Origin of the sequence: Reyranella sp., from assembly GCF_965279465.1 — a bacterium.
GTDB lineage: Bacteria > Pseudomonadota > Alphaproteobacteria > Reyranellales > Reyranellaceae > Reyranella.
Window position 1 is genome coordinate 2414869 of record NZ_OZ257242.1, and the last position, 15730, is coordinate 2430598.

17 protein-coding genes and 1 pseudogene are annotated in these 15730 nt (G+C 65.0%); 10 read left to right on the top strand and 8 right to left on the bottom strand.

Features of this window, described 5'->3' with window-relative positions; all coding sequences use genetic code 11:
- Positions 1–64: 64 nt before the first annotated feature.
- On the bottom strand, positions 65–220 hold the full coding sequence (locus ACQY8M_RS11830; RefSeq protein ID WP_428672119.1) for a hypothetical protein: 156 nt from the start codon (positions 218–220) through the stop codon (positions 65–67).
- 119 nt (positions 221–339) lie between these two features.
- Positions 340–471, bottom strand: a complete 132-nt coding sequence (locus ACQY8M_RS11835) for a glutamate cyclase domain-containing protein (RefSeq protein ID WP_428675350.1) — start codon at positions 469–471, stop codon at positions 340–342.
- Positions 472–1084: 613 nt separating this feature from the next.
- On the opposite strand from ACQY8M_RS11835, the gene ACQY8M_RS11840 reads away from it, so the two are divergent.
- Entirely contained in the window at positions 1085–1258 is a 174-nt protein-coding gene (locus ACQY8M_RS11840; protein ID WP_428672121.1) for a hypothetical protein, read from the top strand.
- A 183-nt stretch (positions 1259–1441) separates the two neighbouring features.
- On the top strand, positions 1442–4165 hold the full coding sequence (locus tag ACQY8M_RS11845) for an eCIS core domain-containing protein (protein WP_428672123.1): 2724 nt from the start codon (positions 1442–1444) through the stop codon (positions 4163–4165).
- Positions 4166–4270: 105 nt separating this feature from the next.
- Here ACQY8M_RS11845 and ACQY8M_RS11850 read toward each other — a convergent pair whose 3' ends face one another.
- A complete protein-coding gene (locus ACQY8M_RS11850) occupies positions 4271–4771 on the bottom strand; it encodes a hypothetical protein (protein ID WP_428672125.1) in 501 nt (166 codons plus the stop codon).
- 491 nt (positions 4772–5262) lie between these two features.
- Between ACQY8M_RS11850 and ACQY8M_RS11855 the strand changes: the two genes are divergently transcribed.
- Together ACQY8M_RS11855 and ACQY8M_RS11860 are read left to right on the top strand one after the other, a co-directional pair.
- A complete protein-coding gene (locus ACQY8M_RS11855) occupies positions 5263–5772 on the top strand; it encodes a hypothetical protein (protein WP_428672127.1) in 510 nt (169 codons plus the stop codon).
- A 122-nt stretch (positions 5773–5894) separates the two neighbouring features.
- Positions 5895–6749: a ribokinase gene (locus tag ACQY8M_RS11860; protein WP_428672129.1), complete on the top strand. Its 855-nt coding sequence runs from the start codon at positions 5895–5897 to the stop codon at positions 6747–6749.
- Here ACQY8M_RS11860 and ggt read toward each other — a convergent pair whose 3' ends face one another.
- The 4 genes from ggt to ACQY8M_RS11880 all read right to left on the bottom strand — a co-directional run bounded on the left by ggt (position 6750) and on the right by ACQY8M_RS11880 (position 9942).
- Entirely contained in the window at positions 6750–8435 is a 1686-nt protein-coding gene (gene ggt, locus ACQY8M_RS11865) for a gamma-glutamyltransferase (RefSeq protein ID WP_428672131.1), read from the bottom strand.
- A 14-nt stretch (positions 8436–8449) separates the two neighbouring features.
- The gene (vapC, locus tag ACQY8M_RS11870; RefSeq protein ID WP_428672133.1) at positions 8450–8830 is read right to left on the bottom strand and encodes a type II toxin-antitoxin system VapC family toxin; all 381 of its coding nucleotides are present in this window, start codon (positions 8828–8830) and stop codon (positions 8450–8452) included.
- Positions 8831–8835: 5 nt separating this feature from the next.
- Positions 8836–9045: a type II toxin-antitoxin system VapB family antitoxin gene (locus tag ACQY8M_RS11875; RefSeq protein WP_428672135.1), complete on the bottom strand. Its 210-nt coding sequence runs from the start codon at positions 9043–9045 to the stop codon at positions 8836–8838.
- 78 nt (positions 9046–9123) lie between these two features.
- On the bottom strand, positions 9124–9942 hold the full coding sequence (locus tag ACQY8M_RS11880) for a metallophosphoesterase (protein WP_428672137.1): 819 nt from the start codon (positions 9940–9942) through the stop codon (positions 9124–9126).
- Between the two features lie 268 nt (positions 9943–10210).
- Here ACQY8M_RS11880 and ACQY8M_RS11885 point away from each other — a divergent pair.
- The 6 genes and pseudogenes from ACQY8M_RS11885 to ACQY8M_RS11910 all read left to right on the top strand — a co-directional run.
- Positions 10211–10300: pseudogene (locus ACQY8M_RS11885) on the top strand (nicotinamidase); the annotation flags it as partial.
- Positions 10301–10449: 149 nt separating this feature from the next.
- On the top strand, positions 10450–11823 hold the full coding sequence (gene guaD, locus ACQY8M_RS11890; RefSeq protein WP_428672139.1) for a guanine deaminase: 1374 nt from the start codon (positions 10450–10452) through the stop codon (positions 11821–11823).
- 363 nt (positions 11824–12186) lie between these two features.
- Entirely contained in the window at positions 12187–12423 is a 237-nt protein-coding gene (locus ACQY8M_RS11895) for a hypothetical protein (protein WP_428672141.1), read from the top strand.
- 127 nt (positions 12424–12550) lie between these two features.
- Positions 12551–13432: a polysaccharide deacetylase family protein gene (locus tag ACQY8M_RS11900; RefSeq protein ID WP_428672143.1), complete on the top strand. Its 882-nt coding sequence runs from the start codon at positions 12551–12553 to the stop codon at positions 13430–13432.
- 115 nt (positions 13433–13547) lie between these two features.
- Complete coding sequence (locus ACQY8M_RS11905) at positions 13548–13877, top strand: hypothetical protein (protein WP_428672145.1); 330 nt, start codon at positions 13548–13550, stop codon at positions 13875–13877.
- Positions 13870–14847, top strand: a complete 978-nt coding sequence (locus tag ACQY8M_RS11910) for a CobW family GTP-binding protein (protein ID WP_428672147.1) — start codon at positions 13870–13872, stop codon at positions 14845–14847. The genes ACQY8M_RS11905 and ACQY8M_RS11910 overlap by 8 nt, the downstream gene beginning before the upstream one ends.
- Here the strand turns inward: ACQY8M_RS11910 and ACQY8M_RS11915 are convergent.
- On the bottom strand, positions 14744–15727 hold the full coding sequence (locus tag ACQY8M_RS11915) for a branched-chain amino acid ABC transporter permease (RefSeq protein WP_428672149.1): 984 nt from the start codon (positions 15725–15727) through the stop codon (positions 14744–14746). The genes ACQY8M_RS11910 and ACQY8M_RS11915 overlap by 104 nt on opposite strands.
- Positions 15728–15730: the final 3 nt, after the last annotated feature.

Genomic DNA, 15730 nt, shown 5'->3' on the forward strand with positions numbered 1-15730 from the left:
CGGTTACTGCCTTGGCCGCTCGTCGTTTGGAACCCTTTGCCCATCGCTGCCCCCATTCCAGTTCTCAGAACCCTCGGTCGTATTCCTTCAGCCCGTTCTCGACGATCTGGTGAAGCATCGTGATCAACGCGGCCTGCATTCCGTCCGACGTGCCGTCGACGTAGGGGATGAGGCGGGAATAGGTCCCGTCCTTCGCCTCACCACCGACGCTCGCCGGCACGATCCGGAATTCCGTCGGCTCGTCGGCAATATCTCTCGGTCTTCCAAATGGCCCGCCAGTGCCGCCGCGATGCCGTAGGCACCCCGGTTCGACACCCGGCAAAGACCGGGACATCACATTCAGTAACCGTGCCAACGCCGCCATGGCGGACAGCCGCATTCCTTGCCGAAAGGCTGGATCGCCGCCACCGCCTCGTTGATGTGGCCGCAGCCGAGCTCGTTGCCGCCGTCACCGATGCCGATCGTGGGGATGCCCGACGCCGAAACCGAAGATGTGGGCCCAGCTGATGGTGACGCTGTCTATTGGGGTGACCGCTGCCTGCTTCACGCCGGAGGCGGTTACCACGCCTGCCGCTACCGCCAATGCGCGCGCCAGACTCTCGTCAACAGTACGGAAGGTGCCGGACGTTGGTAATTGACAGCATTGTCCGCAGCGCAAGAGTGTAGGTGCGCTTGAGCGCGAGTCACATGCCGCTGCACGGTGCTGCAGTAGCGGGGCAGGAGGCCGGTATCAGAGAATGTGTCCCGCGCAGCACCCTGCAGCGCTGTGCACATCAACGGAAAACACTAGAGCGCCGATCCGCTTTCTCAACCAGCATTTCATATAAGCCATTGATATGCGGCATCTTTCTTTAAGCAGAGACTATCTAGGTATATTCCCCGGCACGGGACTGAACCGTTGAGGCTGTTATCTCCTGAAATCAACAAGGACTTTTTTGTAGGCAGTCGCGTCAAAACAAGTTTGCGCACGATCTGTCTGTCACAGTGTTCTCCGATCAGAAAATCCATGATTGGATCAAGAATATGTGCGTTTACGCCATCGTGAAGAGAAAGTGCGAGGCCGACGCTAAGAAAGGATAAGCGCATGAGCAAGACCGGCCCGCCATGCGACTTCCGATTCTGGGCAAGCGGTTTTCTCGACACCCCAGAGCGGGCATACCGCAACTGCCTACGGTTAATTGTCCACCAAAGCATGGCAAAGCGTTCGGGCGACATTCCGACGGTCGTTCCTTTCAGTTTCTCGCTGCTGTGGATATAATCGGCCGAGGATAGGCTTCTTATTTGCGCTGCCGCATCCTGCCGACGAGGAGATGGAGCTATGTTTGCTCATCCTGCCAGGGCACCAAAGGAGAAAGCTGCCTCGCAGGCCGCCCCGGCACATGCTTCTGGTAAATCGCTGCAGCAAAGAGCGGTGCAGCCGAGGCCAGGCTCCGCCGTACGGATGCTCGCGCACCAGCGAACCGGCGGGAATCAGGCGGCACTCCAGCTATTGGAGAAGAAGCAGGGCCTGGCAGAAAGCACGTCTGCCACAATGCTCCAGAAGCTGGCTGAACCGGCGACAGTGGCACCGGCCGAAGTACCGGCAGTGGTTCGCGATGTCCTCAGGGCACCGGGCGAGCAGCTGGATGGGCTCACGCGGGCGCATTTTGAGCCGAGGTTCGGCTTCGATTTCAGTGCGGTGCGCGTGCACCGGGACGTGCAAGCGGCGGAATCGGCGCGAGCGGTTCATGCAAGAGCCTATACCGTCGGGAATCATATAGTCTTTGGCGACCGGCGGGCCATCGAGCACACCGGGACTGGACAGGCGACGTTGGCGCATGAACTGGCGCACGTCATTCAGCAGAATCGGGGAGGCAGTGAACGTCCCGCGCTCGGTGGCGGCGCGCTGGAACGGGCCGCCGAGTCCGCAGCCGCAGCATTCGCGGCGGGCCGAAGCTCAATCCGGGTGAGCGGCGCAAGCGCCCCTGGCCTGGCGCGGCAGCCCCTGCCGGGCAGCGCGGAAAAGAAACCGCGATCGCTCAGGGAAAGTCTGAAAGTCAGCGGGCTGACGGACTGGGCGCTGACGGAAGAAATTGCCCTCATTTCTGAATGGTTGCTGGTCAATCCCTCGAGCGGGCTGGAGTACAAGCAGCTTTCGGACGAGCTCGCCCGCCTGGAGGGCGAACAGTGGCGGCGAAACCAGAAAGCCGAAAAAAAGCAGAGGCGTCAGGAACAGATTGCAAAGGTTGTTCAGGCCGTCGAGGCGGGCCGGATTCCCCATTGGTTGCCGGTCTTTCCGTTCCTGCCGAGCCACGGCCTGGGCGCGCTGATGCCGTGGGACTGGGAATTTGACGCGGCGCCGATCATGGCGCGGCGCGAGGGCGACAGCATAATCGTCCAGCAACCAATCAATTCAGTCAAGAATACCCGCAGGTTCGCAAAGGACGTGCGGTCGATCGAGCGCAACGTGTACGGCAACGTCTTCTCCAACCAAGGTGGTCGGCTGCGCCCCGACGAACTCGTCGGCGTCAGGCTTTACGACGAGGGCGAGAAGGTGATTGTCGTCGAAGCCAGACAGTTGCTGGAGTTCGCCAGAGCCAGCGACAGGGCGGTCTACACGAACATCGTCGCAACCGCCCTGAGCGCAGGTTCGGGCGCGGTTGCAGGCAATGTGGCGAGGTCCGCTGCCACCAGGTCGTTCGCAACTCGACTTGCCGTGAACACGGCGACAGGGACAGGACTCGGTTTCGCAACGGGGGCCGGGTCGAGCGCAATCGTCGATGCCGGATACGTGTACAGCGGCGACATAAGTGGCGGACAACTCCTCAGCAATGCATGGGAGTCGGGCAAGTCCGGGGCAAAATACGGGGCGGCTTTCGGCGCCGCCGGGACAGTGCTCGAGGCAGGGGTGAGCAGATACACCAGACTTCGGGCCCCTCCGGAGGGAGCAGCACCCCGCCCGACACCGCATGGCACTTCGGCAGGCCCGGCACCAAGCCCAACACGCCGAACCGAGCCGGTGACGCTGTACGTTCCCGGCCGCGGCGCGCCGGCCGACGCAGGCACGTTGGGCAGCGCCGTCGATTCCTCCATGGCGGGGCGTCTCATACTGCGCGACGAGGGAGGGCGCGTGATCAGTACGACCAGGGGCGCGAACGGACCGAGAGCCCAAATCGCGGACGCGACCACGCTGGCGGGCGAGCCGCGCCTGTACGGGCCAGGGGGGCAGCCGGCGCGGCAGCAGGTCCGCCCACCGGTCACGCTGCTCGATTCGGCAGGACGCCCGATCGATCTGACGCCGCCGAAGGGTGGACCCTTAATCGTCGACTTGCAGGCCGGCACGCCTGCCTTCCTGCAAGCGCAGACCGCGCAGATCCCTGGTAGCCGCGGCATTGGTGTCGAGCCGGGCAACTGGCTTCTGGCATATCAGGGAAAATATCCAATCAATCCGGGCGACTTGTCGCTTGCGCTCCAGGTGGCCCGCAACTCTCCCGTGTGGCCGAATACGCCTGCGAGCGTGACGCGGCTGGACGCGTTGCCGCACGCGTTGCCGTGGGAACTCGACCCGGCCTCCCACATCTTTCCGCGATCAGGCGCGGTGACCATGCTGCCTGACCTGGTCACGCCCACTGCGGGCCAAGCATTCTTCCCTGCCAGGGGCGGCGCGCAACCACCGCGCGCCCCGCGGCTCATACCGTTCGGCCTGGAGGACGTGCCGCGCGGTCCGGGCCAGCTGCCGTTGCAGGTCACCCCGGCGCTCCGATTGCCGGGCGGCGGTCGTATTGCCGGAGTTGATCGAATCTATCTGCGTCGCCCCTTCGCTCTAGGCTTGGCCGACGATGTGACGACGGCCCAGATGGGACGCCAGATCAACGCCATGCTGCGGCCCGGTGGGTTTGTCGAGATCAGGGCAACCCGCGCCACCGACTTCAACCTGCGGCGTCAAGCCGCCGCGGCAACCGACCAGGCGTCGGTTCTGGCCCGGGAGATCGACGGAGCGACCATCTACCGGGTACGCCAACAGGACATCGACGCCTACGTCAGGACCGGAGAATATCCCCCCGATTACGGGATAAGGCAGCAGGAGATGATCCGCGACGCGGCGGCCGATACGGGAGGGCTGGGCGCAGGCGCCTATCACAACGTGGTGCGGATCTATCGCGGGACCACCCAGACAGCACGCTGAAACTGGCCACCATCGCGATGGCGACCGGAGTCGCTCTCGTGGCGGTTGCATCCCTGATGGAGGATGGTTCGCCGGCAAGTTCGCCCGCCAGCGATAGAGTGCGTCCTATTGGTCCTTCAACTTTTCCTGCTGCCGCATCTCGCGCAGCTTGAGACGTTCCTCGCGGCTGATCCGCGGCCTTCTCGTCGCTCGCTCGCCTTCGCCAATGGCGATCCACGTTACGCTGACCGTGCTTTTCTCGGCGGCAGGCCTGTTGGAGGTGTCGTCGACGACCGGTTTGAAGCCATCCTTGGTGGCGTCCTCCTTGGTGTCGATATCCAGGCTGAATCCCGTATCGGTCGGCACGAGACGATCGAAGCCGGCAATCGAGAAGAACACCGTGGGTGACTCCTTGAACTTCGACGCGAAGGACTGCGCGGGGCAGCTCCAGACCAGTTTTTCGCCATCCGCTTTTTGCGCCGTGCAATGAAAGCTGCCGAATTCGATGACTTCGCCCCCGCCGACACGGGCCGTCTGGGTCGGTGGATCGGCTGCCGCAACGTCGGAACTGGTGGCGACGCCGATAATCAGCACTGCAGCAATCGAAAAAAAGCCCTTCGTTCCCATTGGGCCAACTCCTCATCAGGCGAAGGAAAGAGTGTCGTCACCGTCGATTGTACATGTGGCAAGGTCAAGGCATATCCCGCCTACTCTCTCCATCTTACCTCGCGCAACGACGTCCCGTTCCAAACACAAGATGTGAGACGCCTGCTTGGCGCGAGCGTGGATGGCCAGGCGCAATGGTTCGCCTGCTGCGGCGGAAGTCGCGCATGCCAGATTGCCCGCGAGCACGATCCGAACATGGTCGACGGTGGCCTTTGCCGGACGCCGCTGAGCAGGAGCCTTGCCGCGAAACGCCTGGGAGCCGAGGCTCAGGCGAGCCGAACTCTGAGAAATGCGATCAAATCCCCAACGGTGAACGGCACTCCAGAGCCGCACGGCCGTGAGATGTCAAAGCCAGAGGGCTACCGTCGGCGCGAATCACCAAAGGAACACAAGCCTCGTGCGGAACGTCCGGACTATATGTGCAGCCCCCTTAAGCAGAAAGAATCCGGTCAATGAAGCCTGCTGCCCTGTTCCTGGGACTGACGTTCGCCCTTGCCGGGTGTGGCCAGTTTGGGCCGCAGGAATCCGCTCTTTCCACGCCGGTCGCGCCGTCCGAGGTCGACTGGGCGCGCAAGAGCGGCGCGAACACCGTAAGCGGAATCGCTCTCATCAGGGCCGGCGGCACGAGTCATACGTGCGCCGGACAGTCGGCGAACCTCATCCCGGACAGCGCCTACGCCCGCGCCCGCATGACGGCGATCTTCGGCAACGCGACCAGGGGCATGCGTGCCGCCAGCCTCGGCGCGGAGAAGTTCGAGCGCGACGATCCGCTTTATGTCTCGACCCTGCGCCGGACGAGCTGCGACCCCTCGGGCAGCTTCTCGTTCTCGCGCGTGCCCGACGGCGTCTGGTATGTCACGAGCAGCGTGAAGTGGCAGGGCGCCTCGCAGATCGAAGGCGGCTCGATGATGCAGCGGGTCGACTTGCGCGGCGGACGGCAGGTGAGAGTGTCGCTGCCCTGAGCGCCCTGCGTCGGCAGGGCGGACCGAGGGTGGCCCGCGAGTTGCTCCGCGACTGGTGACTGGCCATGCCCTTCCCGAAGGACGCTCCTTTGCTGCACTCATCGACGACGACTGGGGTTAGCATGGGCCGCGTCGTCGTCATCGGCAATGCGGGCCTCGATCTGCGGCTGGCCGTGCCGCGCCTGCCGCTGCCGGGTGAGACGCTGATTGGAAGCGACGCTGCGCGGGCGCCGGGCGGCAAGGGGCTGAACCAGGCCGTCGTAGCGGCGCGCTGCGGCGCGCGGGTGCGTTTCTGCGCCCCGCTCGGCAACGATGCGCCCGAGGCGAGCGACGTCGAGCGGCATCTGTCGCTCGAAGGCTTCGACGAGCTGATCCTGCCGCACCTGCCGTACGCCACCGACTTTTCCCTCCTGATGGTCCAGCCGGGCGGCGAGAACAGCATCGTGAGCACCAGCGCCTGCTCGTTGGCATTGACCGTCGCCGAGGCTGAGCCGGTGTTGCACGACGTGGGCGAGGGCGACGTCGTGCTGCTCCAGGGCAACCTCTCGCTCGAACTGACCGGCTACCTTCTCGCAACGGCGCGGCAACGAAAGGCGACGACGATCTTCACGCCCGCACCGTTCTGGCCGGGCGCCGAGAAACTGATGAACGGGTGCAGCCTCGTCATCGCCAACCGTCTCGAGGCCGAGGCCCTGGGCTCTTCGATCGATCGGGCCGATGCCGCAATCGTCACGCTCGGTGCCGCGGGATGCCGCTTCGGCGCGCGCATCTTCCCGGCCGAGAACGTCACCGCCATCGACACGACGGGCTGCGGCGACGTGTTCTGCGGCGTGATGGCGGCGGCACTTTCCCGAGGCATCGCGATCGACCGGGCGATCGGCTCGGCCCAGAAGGCAGCCGCGCTGACAGCGACCCGGGCGGGCGCCTTCGAGGCGCTGCCCTCGCGCGAGGAGCTTTGTGAGATCCTCGCCGGTTAATCAGCTCGGCAGAACGAACCGCACGCCGGCCCGGGCGAGCCCGCCGCCGAGGGCGACCGCCGCGCCATCGGCGCGCCAGCAGGCCGCGCCGGTCATGCTGCCGTCGTCGTGGAACTGGATGGCGTTCATGCCGCCGGCCACGGTCGGCATGATCTGCAGCGTGTGACCGCGGTCGCGCAACTCCTGGCGCACGCTTTCGGGAACACCATGCTCGACCTCGAGCACGACGCCCTCGGTCCAGATGCGCGGCGCCTCGACTGCCTCCTGCAGCGTCATGCCGTGATCGATCAGGTTGATCAGCGCCTGCCAGGCCGACGGGAAGATCTTGCGGCCACCCGGCAGGCCGAGCGCATACACCACCTTGCCGTCCCTCAGCGCCATCACCGGCGACATCGAGGTGGTGACCCGCTTGCCCGGCGCGATCGAGAGCGGGCTGCCCGGCCGCGGATCGAAGTTCGACATGTAGTCGTTCGGCACCATGCCGATGCCGGGCACGATGAAGCGTGCACCGAACAGGCTGTTGATCGTCTGCGTCGTGGTGACGACATTGCCCATGCCGTCGGCGACGGTGAGATGGGTGGTGTCGGCGCCTTCCTTCGCGAGCAGCCCGCCGGTCCAGCTTCGGGCGCGCGCCGGATCGATGTCCGCGCGCCGATCGTCGGCATAGGCCTTCGAGGTGATGCGCTCGACCGGCACCTTCACGAAGTCCGGATCGCCGCTCGCCTCGGCACGATCGGCAAAGGCGATCTTCAGCACTTCGGCCAGCAGATGGAGCGTCTCGACGGTGCCGAAGCCCATCTTCGCGATGTCGTACCCCTCGATGATGTTCAGCATCTGGGCGATGTGCACGCCTGACGCGGCGGGCGGCGGCGGGCCCAGGATCTCCCAGCCGCGATAGCGCCCGCGGATCGGCGCGCGCTCGACGACCCGATAGTCGGTGAGATCCTTGCGCGAGATGAAGCCGCCGGTCCGCTCCATGCACTCGACCAGCAGGTCGCCGAGCGGTCCGCCGTGCAGCGCGCTCTCGCCTTGCTGGGCGATCAGGGTCAGGGCCTCGGCGTAATCGCCCTGCACCAGCCGCTCGCCGGCCTTGAGCGGCGTGCCGTCGGGCAGCAGGCGGTCGGCAGCGAAGGGATCGTCGAGCAGGTCGTCGGCGGCGCTTTCGATGCAGTCGGAAAGATAGGGCGTGACCGTGAAGCCGCGCGCGGCGTGCCGGATCGCGGGCTGCATCACGTCGGCCAGCGCCATCGTGCCGTAGGTGTCGAGGGCGTGGCACCAGGCGCGCAGCGACCCCGGTGTCGCCACCGCCTTCGGCCCGACCTGGTTCTCGCGCCGCTCGACGTCATAGACCTGTGGCAGTGTGCCGGGGATCGGACGGTACATCGTCGGATGGCCGGCGAGCGGCACGGCGCTCATGCCGTCGACGATCCTGTGGCTGCCGTCGGCGAGGCGGATATGCGAGGTGGTGCCGCCGATCAGCCCGACCATCATCGGCTCGACGACCGTCAGTGCGAACTGGGCGGCGACGGCGGCGTCGATCGCGTTGCCGCCGGCGGCCAGCATCTCCATGCCCGCAGCGGAGGCCAGCGGATGGTTCGTCACCACCATGCCGTTCCGGCCGTGCGCCGACTGCTTCTCGCACTTGAACTGTGTGCCGGCCCGCTGCCGCCAACCCGCCTCGCTCATGCTGTGCTCCCCGCTCATATGACTTTGAGGCCGAGATGGGCCTCCATCGGCGCAAAGTCGCGATCATCGTGAAGCAACGCATGGCCTTGTTCGATGCAGAAGGTGCCGATGATGACGTCAATTGTCTTGCGCATCGCGATGCCTCGGTCTCTGAGCGTGCGAAAATTCCGTGCTGCCACAGAGGCCAGCTTGCCATCCAGAATCGATACGACTGCGTACGCGCGCAAGGCACGCTCGATACGCCTTGCATGGATTTCGTCGCGGGCACCTTGCAGGACTTCGAGCAGGATGAGATCGCCCACCAGAACCATCTCTTGTGCAGCAGCGATCTCCAACTTTTCGACCCCCGGCGTTCGATAGCCGCGCAAGCGGGCGATCCAAACCGAGCTGTCCACCAGAATCACAGCGGATCGAACCGGCGGCCTTCGCGCATCTTGTCCAAGTCTCCCTCCCAGCCCAATCCTTCAAGCTCGGCAAGGGCCCGGACCTGCTTGCGCATCCGAACGAGCAGACGCAGGCCCTCTTCCACCGTGGCGCGTTTGGTCGACAGGCCTGTTGCCTTCATGGCTTGGGACAATAGCTCGTCGTCGATCTCGATATTGGTCCGCATCGAAGCTTGCCCAGGCAATGTGTATAATTCTTATAATATATACACACTGCCGTGCCGCGCAATTAGCGTCACGCGGTGTCATGACCGCGAGCATCGCAGGGTGATAAAAGCTGCTTCGCCGCGGGTGTTAAAGCGCACCGGCGGCGACGCGACACCGAGGCCTGTCGAGGTGTAGCCGACCATGTTTCCCTCGCGCCACAGGCCCGACGCGGCATGACGGCACCGCACGAGCTGGCTGAAGACAATCTTGCCGCCCGGCAGGCAGATCTGGCCGCCATGGGTGTGGCCGCAGAGATAGAAGCCATATCCTGCGGCCGCGGCATGATCTGCCATCTCCGGCGAGTGGACGAGGGCGATACGGAACCCTTCGGCTTCTGCCTCCAGCGCCGCACGCGCTTGGGGCGTGTAGAAGGCGTGGACGTCGTCCAGGCCGGTGACGCGGATGCTGTGGCCGTTGCGCGTCAACACCACCGACCGGTTGACCAGTGTCTCGAAACCGAGGGATTGCAGCGCCGCGGGCATGTCGACCGCATCGTGGTTGCCGAGGGTTGCAAGCCGCCGGTCGCGGACGACCATACCGCTCAAGGCGTGGGCCAGCAGCTCGACCGAAAGAGCAGCCGGATGCCGCGCCAGCCCATGCACGTCGCCGGTCAGGACCAGCAGGTCGACCTCGACGCCGTCGAGCATCCGCTTCGCCACCCCGGCGAGGGCCGGCAAGCTGTCGAGATGCGTGTCGCTGACATGGAGGATGCGATAGCCATCGAAAGCGGCGGGCAATCGGGCAAGAGCGACCTCGAATTCAGTGAGCCTGAGGTCGAGCGCGTTGCGGAGACCGCGGCGATACAGCGGCGTCAGCTGCAGGGTGCGCCCGAACACTTCGAGCAGGGCCGAGAACACGCGCTGGGGCCATCGCGGGCGCACGCCGTCGGGGCCGCTCCAATAGCGCGAGGTCTCCATCGCGCGGCGGCCGGCGGCCCATCCTGTCGCTGCATCGTCCTGTGTCAGGAAGACCTCGTTTTCCTTGGCTGGGACCGCGCACCGTGGCGCGGTCCCAGCCAAGAGCATGACCTGAACCCGGTGCTTGAACAAAGTCCGATGGCCGGGGATTGGAGCCATTGGATCGCAGCGGTCCACTCCGTCATCCAACCGGGGGAATTCTCCAAAGGAGGCTGACGGTAAGACCGCGACCGGGTTGGCGGGCTACATCAAGGAGCGTGGCATCGACACGGTGTTCCTGGCCGGGCTCGCCACCGACTTATGATGCGGGCGTGAAGTGCATCCAGTCCGGCGACATCCAGACGGGCTGAACTGCTTTCTTCTTGCGTCGCTTACCGCTAATCGTCTTGTGAGGAAAACGCTCGAAAATCATGGTGCGCGAGCGCTCTCTGCGACAGCATGCTGGTCATGACGGCATTCGGCATCCGGGGAACGTTCCTCGATTTCATCGACGACCCGTGGAAGCATGTCGGCAGGGAGAAGGATGCCGCGCGCTTCCTCGTCGATGGGCTGCTGGTCGTCGAGGACGGGCGGATCGCCGACTTCGGAACATATGACGGTGTGGCGGCGCGGCACGCGGGCCTGGCGGTCACGACGATCCGCGACAGGTTGATCCTGCCGGGTTTCATCGACGGCCATATCCACTTTCCGCAAACCCGCGTGATCGGCGCCTTCGGCGAGCACCTCCTGCCGTGGCTGCAGAAGTGGATCTTCCCGGAGGAGATCAAGTACAAGGATCGTGCCTATGCGCGCGACGGCGCGCGACGATTCTTCGACAATCTGCTCGCGTCGGGCACCACGACCTGCCAGGCCTTCACCACCTCGTCACCGGTCGCCACGGAAGAGCTGTTCGACGAAGCCGGGCGTCGCGACGTGCGGCTGATCGCGGGCCTCACCGGTATCGACCGGCTGGCGCCGCCGGACTATGTCGACAGTGCCGACAATTTCTACCGCGACAGCAAACGGCTGATCGAGCGCTACCATCGCCGCGGCCGGAACCTCTACGCCATCACGCCGCGCTTCGCGCTCGGCGCATCGCCCGACCTCCTCGCCGCCTGCGAGCGGCTCAAGCGCGAGCATCCCGACTGCTGGGTCAATACCCATATCTCCGAAACGGTCGACGAGTGCCGGGGCGTGCAAGATGCCTATCCCGACAGCGGCGACTATCTGGCGGTCTACGAGCGATATGGTCTGGTCGGGCCGAAATTCTCGGGCGGGCATGGAGTCTGGCTGAGCGACGGCGAATTCCGCCGGATGTCCGAAAGCGGCGCGGCCGTGGTGTTTTGCCCCTGCTCCAATCTCTTTCTCGGGAGCGGCCTTTTCCGCATCGGCCAGGCAACCGATCCCCGGCACAGGGTCCGAATGGCGCTCGGGAGCGATGTCGGTGGCGGAAACCGCTTCTCGATGCTCAACGTCCTGGACGACGCCTACAAGGTCGGCATGGTCAACAACGGCACCGTCGCCGAGCCTGCCGAGGCAGAGCGCAACAGGATCTCCCCGTACCGCGGCTTCTGGTCGATCACCCTGGGCGCGGCAGAAGCCCTCTATCTCGATGAAATGATTGGGAACTTCGCACCGGGCAAGGAAGCCGACCTCGTCGTCCTCGACTGGAAGGGCGGTCCCCTGGCGCAGTCGTGGCGACAATCGCTCGTCGTCGATGAGGCCGGCCCGTCGACCCTCGAGCAGGCTGCGGACCTGCTTTTCGGCTTGATGATGGTGGGTGATGACCGAGCGATCGACGAAACATGGGTCATGGGCCGGCGGTTGTTCAAGAAAATGTGAACGCGTGCGAGATGTATCGTCTGAACGCGACATATTGACGATACAATTAGCCGACCCACAATAGTTCGCATCGTCGATGATATTATTGGACTCTGAAGCCGTCTTGATTTTGCAGTCGCATCAGGGCTTAAGCCAATTTTTGGCTTATTTACGGCGGGTTAACACATTCTTGCACGGGCCGCTCCAGAAGCGATTTCCGGGCCGTACGACAGGACCTCCATGCGCCGAATCCGCTGGCGTTCGACGGGGAATATGCATATTACCGCTCCCGGAGTGCAGACACATATTCAATGTTTCGGCACGAAAGATCGAGGCGAGGCCCGGCGCAAGCCTACTCCGCTAAGATTCCGGGGAAAGTTTGGAATGCGTCATATCATTATTGCATTCGCCATGTTGGTTGTCGCTTTGGTGGTCACTTTCGGGGTGGCGAGCTTCCTTCAAGGAAGGGCCGTTGCGGCTGGTTCGTCGAGTGTGGAGCCGTTTGTCATCGTCGAGGCGGCGAAGCCGGCCCTGGTGCGGGGCGCGACCAACAAGGATAGGGCAACATCGCTGTTCCGCGAGCGCAGCGCTCATACGACGTCGGCACAAGTCGGCCTGTAGGCGCGGTACGGGCGGAGGCTTGGGGCCGCCTGGCGCGATTTCCATAGGCTGAGCAAGAGCGTTCCGGACCCCTGGTCCGGAACGCTTTTTGCTGTTTGGGTACGTGGATTGAGGAGGAGCAGCTGACATGGCCAAGGATATTCTCTGCGGATTCGGGATCGACGTGGATGCGGTCGCCGGCTGGCTGGGCAGTTACGGCGGCGAGGACTCGCCTGACGACATTTCCCGTGGCCTGTTCGCCGGCGAGGTCGGCAGCCCTCGCCTGCTCAGGATGTTCCAGCGGCTCGGCATCAAGACCACGTGGTTCATTCCCGGCCATTCGATCGAGACCTTCCCCAAGGAGATGAAGGCGGTGGCCGACGCAGGCCACGAGATCGGCATCCACGGCTACAGCCACGAGAACCCGATCGCCATGACGCGCGAGCAGGAGACCGAGATCCTCGACAGATGTATCGAGCTGGTCACGCAGCTCTCCGGCAAGCGGCCGACCGGCTATGTTGCTCCCTGGTGGGAATTCTCGCCGGTCACCAACGAGCTCCTGCTCGAGCGCGGCATCAAGTACGACCATTCGCTGATGCACAACGACCACACGCCCTATTACGTGCGGGTGGGCGACAGCTGGACCAAGATCGACTATGCCAAGAAGCCTGCCGAGTGGATGACGCCCTTGAAGCGCGGGCATGAGACCGACCTGATCGAGATCCCGGCGAGCTGGTACCTCGACGACCTGCCGCCGATGATGTTCATCAAGAAGTCGCCGAACAGCCACGGCTTCGTGAATCCGCGCGACATCGAGGAGATGTGGCGCGACCAGTTCGACTGGGTCTACCGCGAGTACGACTACGCGGTGTTCCCCATGACTATCCATCCCGACGTGTCGGGCCGGCCGCACGTGCTGGCGATGCTGGAGCGGCTCTATCACTACATGGCCGGCCATCCCGGCGTGAAGTTCGTCACCATGAACGAGATGGCCGACGACTTCGCCAAGCGGTTCCCGCGGAAGAAATGACTCCGGCCCCGTCGCCCCGACCGGAGCGAAGCGGAGCGGAGGGACCTCCTCTCCATCGGAGAGCTGCTCGCATGTCGAGACAAGGTCCCTCGGCTTCGCTCGGGACGACGGATTGATGTGCGCGCTCTGCGGCGTGCTGGGCGGCGGCGGTGACTGGACCGACGCTGCCGCGCGGCCCGGCGTCTTCACGCGCAACGTCGATTCGGTGCAGCGTCGGCGCGAGCGCGCCAATCGGGTGGCTTGTGCGCAGAAGGTGCTGTCCTTCTACGGCCTCACCTTGTCGGACTGGCAGGCCACGTCGTTCGTCCTGTCGACTCTCACCGGCAACAGCGAGATCGTCGACAATCTCACGCACCTCTGGGCGGCGGCTGAGAAGCTGACCGGCCGGCCCTGCGACCCGCTCGATCCGCGGTTGATCGATCGGCTGGAGGCGGCCGTTGGTTGATTTCACGCCGGTCAACCTGATCACCGGCTTCCTGGGGTCGGGCAAGACGACACTCTTGCAGCGGCTGCTGGCCGATCCGGCGCTGGCCGACACCGCTGTGCTGATCAACGAGTTCGGCGAGGTCGGGCTCGATCATCATCTGCTCGAGCGCATCGACGAGACGATGGTGCTGCTGCAGTCGGGCTGCCTGTGCTGTACCATCCGCGGCGAGTTGTCGGCGGCCATCAAGGACCTCCACTCGAAGCGCGAGCGCGGTGTGGTGCCGGGCTTCCGCCGGCTGGTGGTCGAGAGCTCGGGTCTGGCCGACCCGTTTCCGATCCTGTCGACGGTGCAGGCAGACCCGGTGCTGCGACACCATTTCCGTCTCGGCAACGTCATCACCACTGTCGATGCCGTGAACGGCCTCGGCCGTCCGGAGAGCATCAAGCAGGTTGCCGTGGCCGACCGGCTCGTGCTGACCAAGACCGATCTCGCGCCGGACTGCGACGCGCTGATCGCCGAGCTGCGCGGTCTCAATCCCGACGCGCCGCTGTTGCGGGCCGCCGAGCAGCCGATCGACGCGGCGATGCTGTTCGATGACGGCGCCCATTCGCCTTTGCGCGCCTTCCCGGCTGCCGCGGAGGCGCCGCACGGATCGGTGCAGTCGTTCACCCTGACATTCGACGGCGCGCTCGACTGGACGATGTTCGGGGTCTGGCTGACCATGCTGCTCAATCGCCACGGCGAAAAGGTGCTGCGCGTGAAGGGCATCCTGAACGTCGAGGGATCGGACACGCCAGTTGCCGTGCATGGCGTGCAGCACCTCGTGCATCCGCCGAAGCACATGGCGGCATGGCCCGACTCGGACCGCCGCTCCCGGCTGGTCTTTATAGTCGAGGGGCTGGAGCGGTCGGCGATCGCGCGCTCGCTCGCGGCCTTCTCAGGACGTCCCATAGGCCGATCAAGCCGCGCGGCCACAGCAGCAGGATAGCGGCCAGCACCGTGCCCAGGATGATCTTGTCGCCGTCGCCGCCGATCGAGAAGAAGGTTTGCTGCGTGATGATCAGGGCGGTGCCGATCAGCGGTCCGAGCAGCAGGCGCCGGCCGACCACGACGATGGCGGTCAGCATCAGCACCAGGAAGTAGCTCTCGAACATGTCCGGCCCGACATAGGCGCGCTGGTAGGCGTAGAGCCAGCCGGCCAACGCCGAGATCGGCGCCGAGGTTACGAACACCAGGAAGCGCACCGCCCGTGCGTCGACGCCCAGCGCCTGGGCGAGGTCGGGATTCATCTGCACCATCAGCGCCGAGGTGCCGAGCCGCGACTGGCGGAAGCGCTGTATGAACAGCAGCGTCAGCATCAGCAGCGCCCAGGCGACCGGCCACAGCGCGGCGTCGCCGGCGCTGGTGATGCCGCGGCCGAACAGGGTGAGCTCGAGCGGCGGTATGCCGACGATGCCGTCGGAGCCGCCGAGGAACGACCAGTTGAAGGCGACCTCCATCGCGACGACGGCGGCGGCATAGGTCACCAGCGAGAACACGAACTCGCGCGTACGCAAGGTCACGAGGCCGAGCACGGCGGCGAGGGCGAGAGAGACGACGATCGCCGCGCCGGCCGTCTGCCAGCCGTTCCAGCCGGCATTCACCGCCAGCATCGACGCGGCATAGCCGCCGGCCGCCCAGAATATGGTGTGGCCAAGGCTCACCTCGCCGAGATAGGACAAGATCAGGTCGGCCCCGTAGGCCATCACTGCCAGGATGGCGATCGTGGTGCAGGCCGCGTAGGCGACCGGCGCGCCGCCCGCGACCGACGGCACGAAGTAGGCAAGCGCCGCCAGGATCAAGGCGGCTGGCGTGGCGAGGTGCTTCATCGA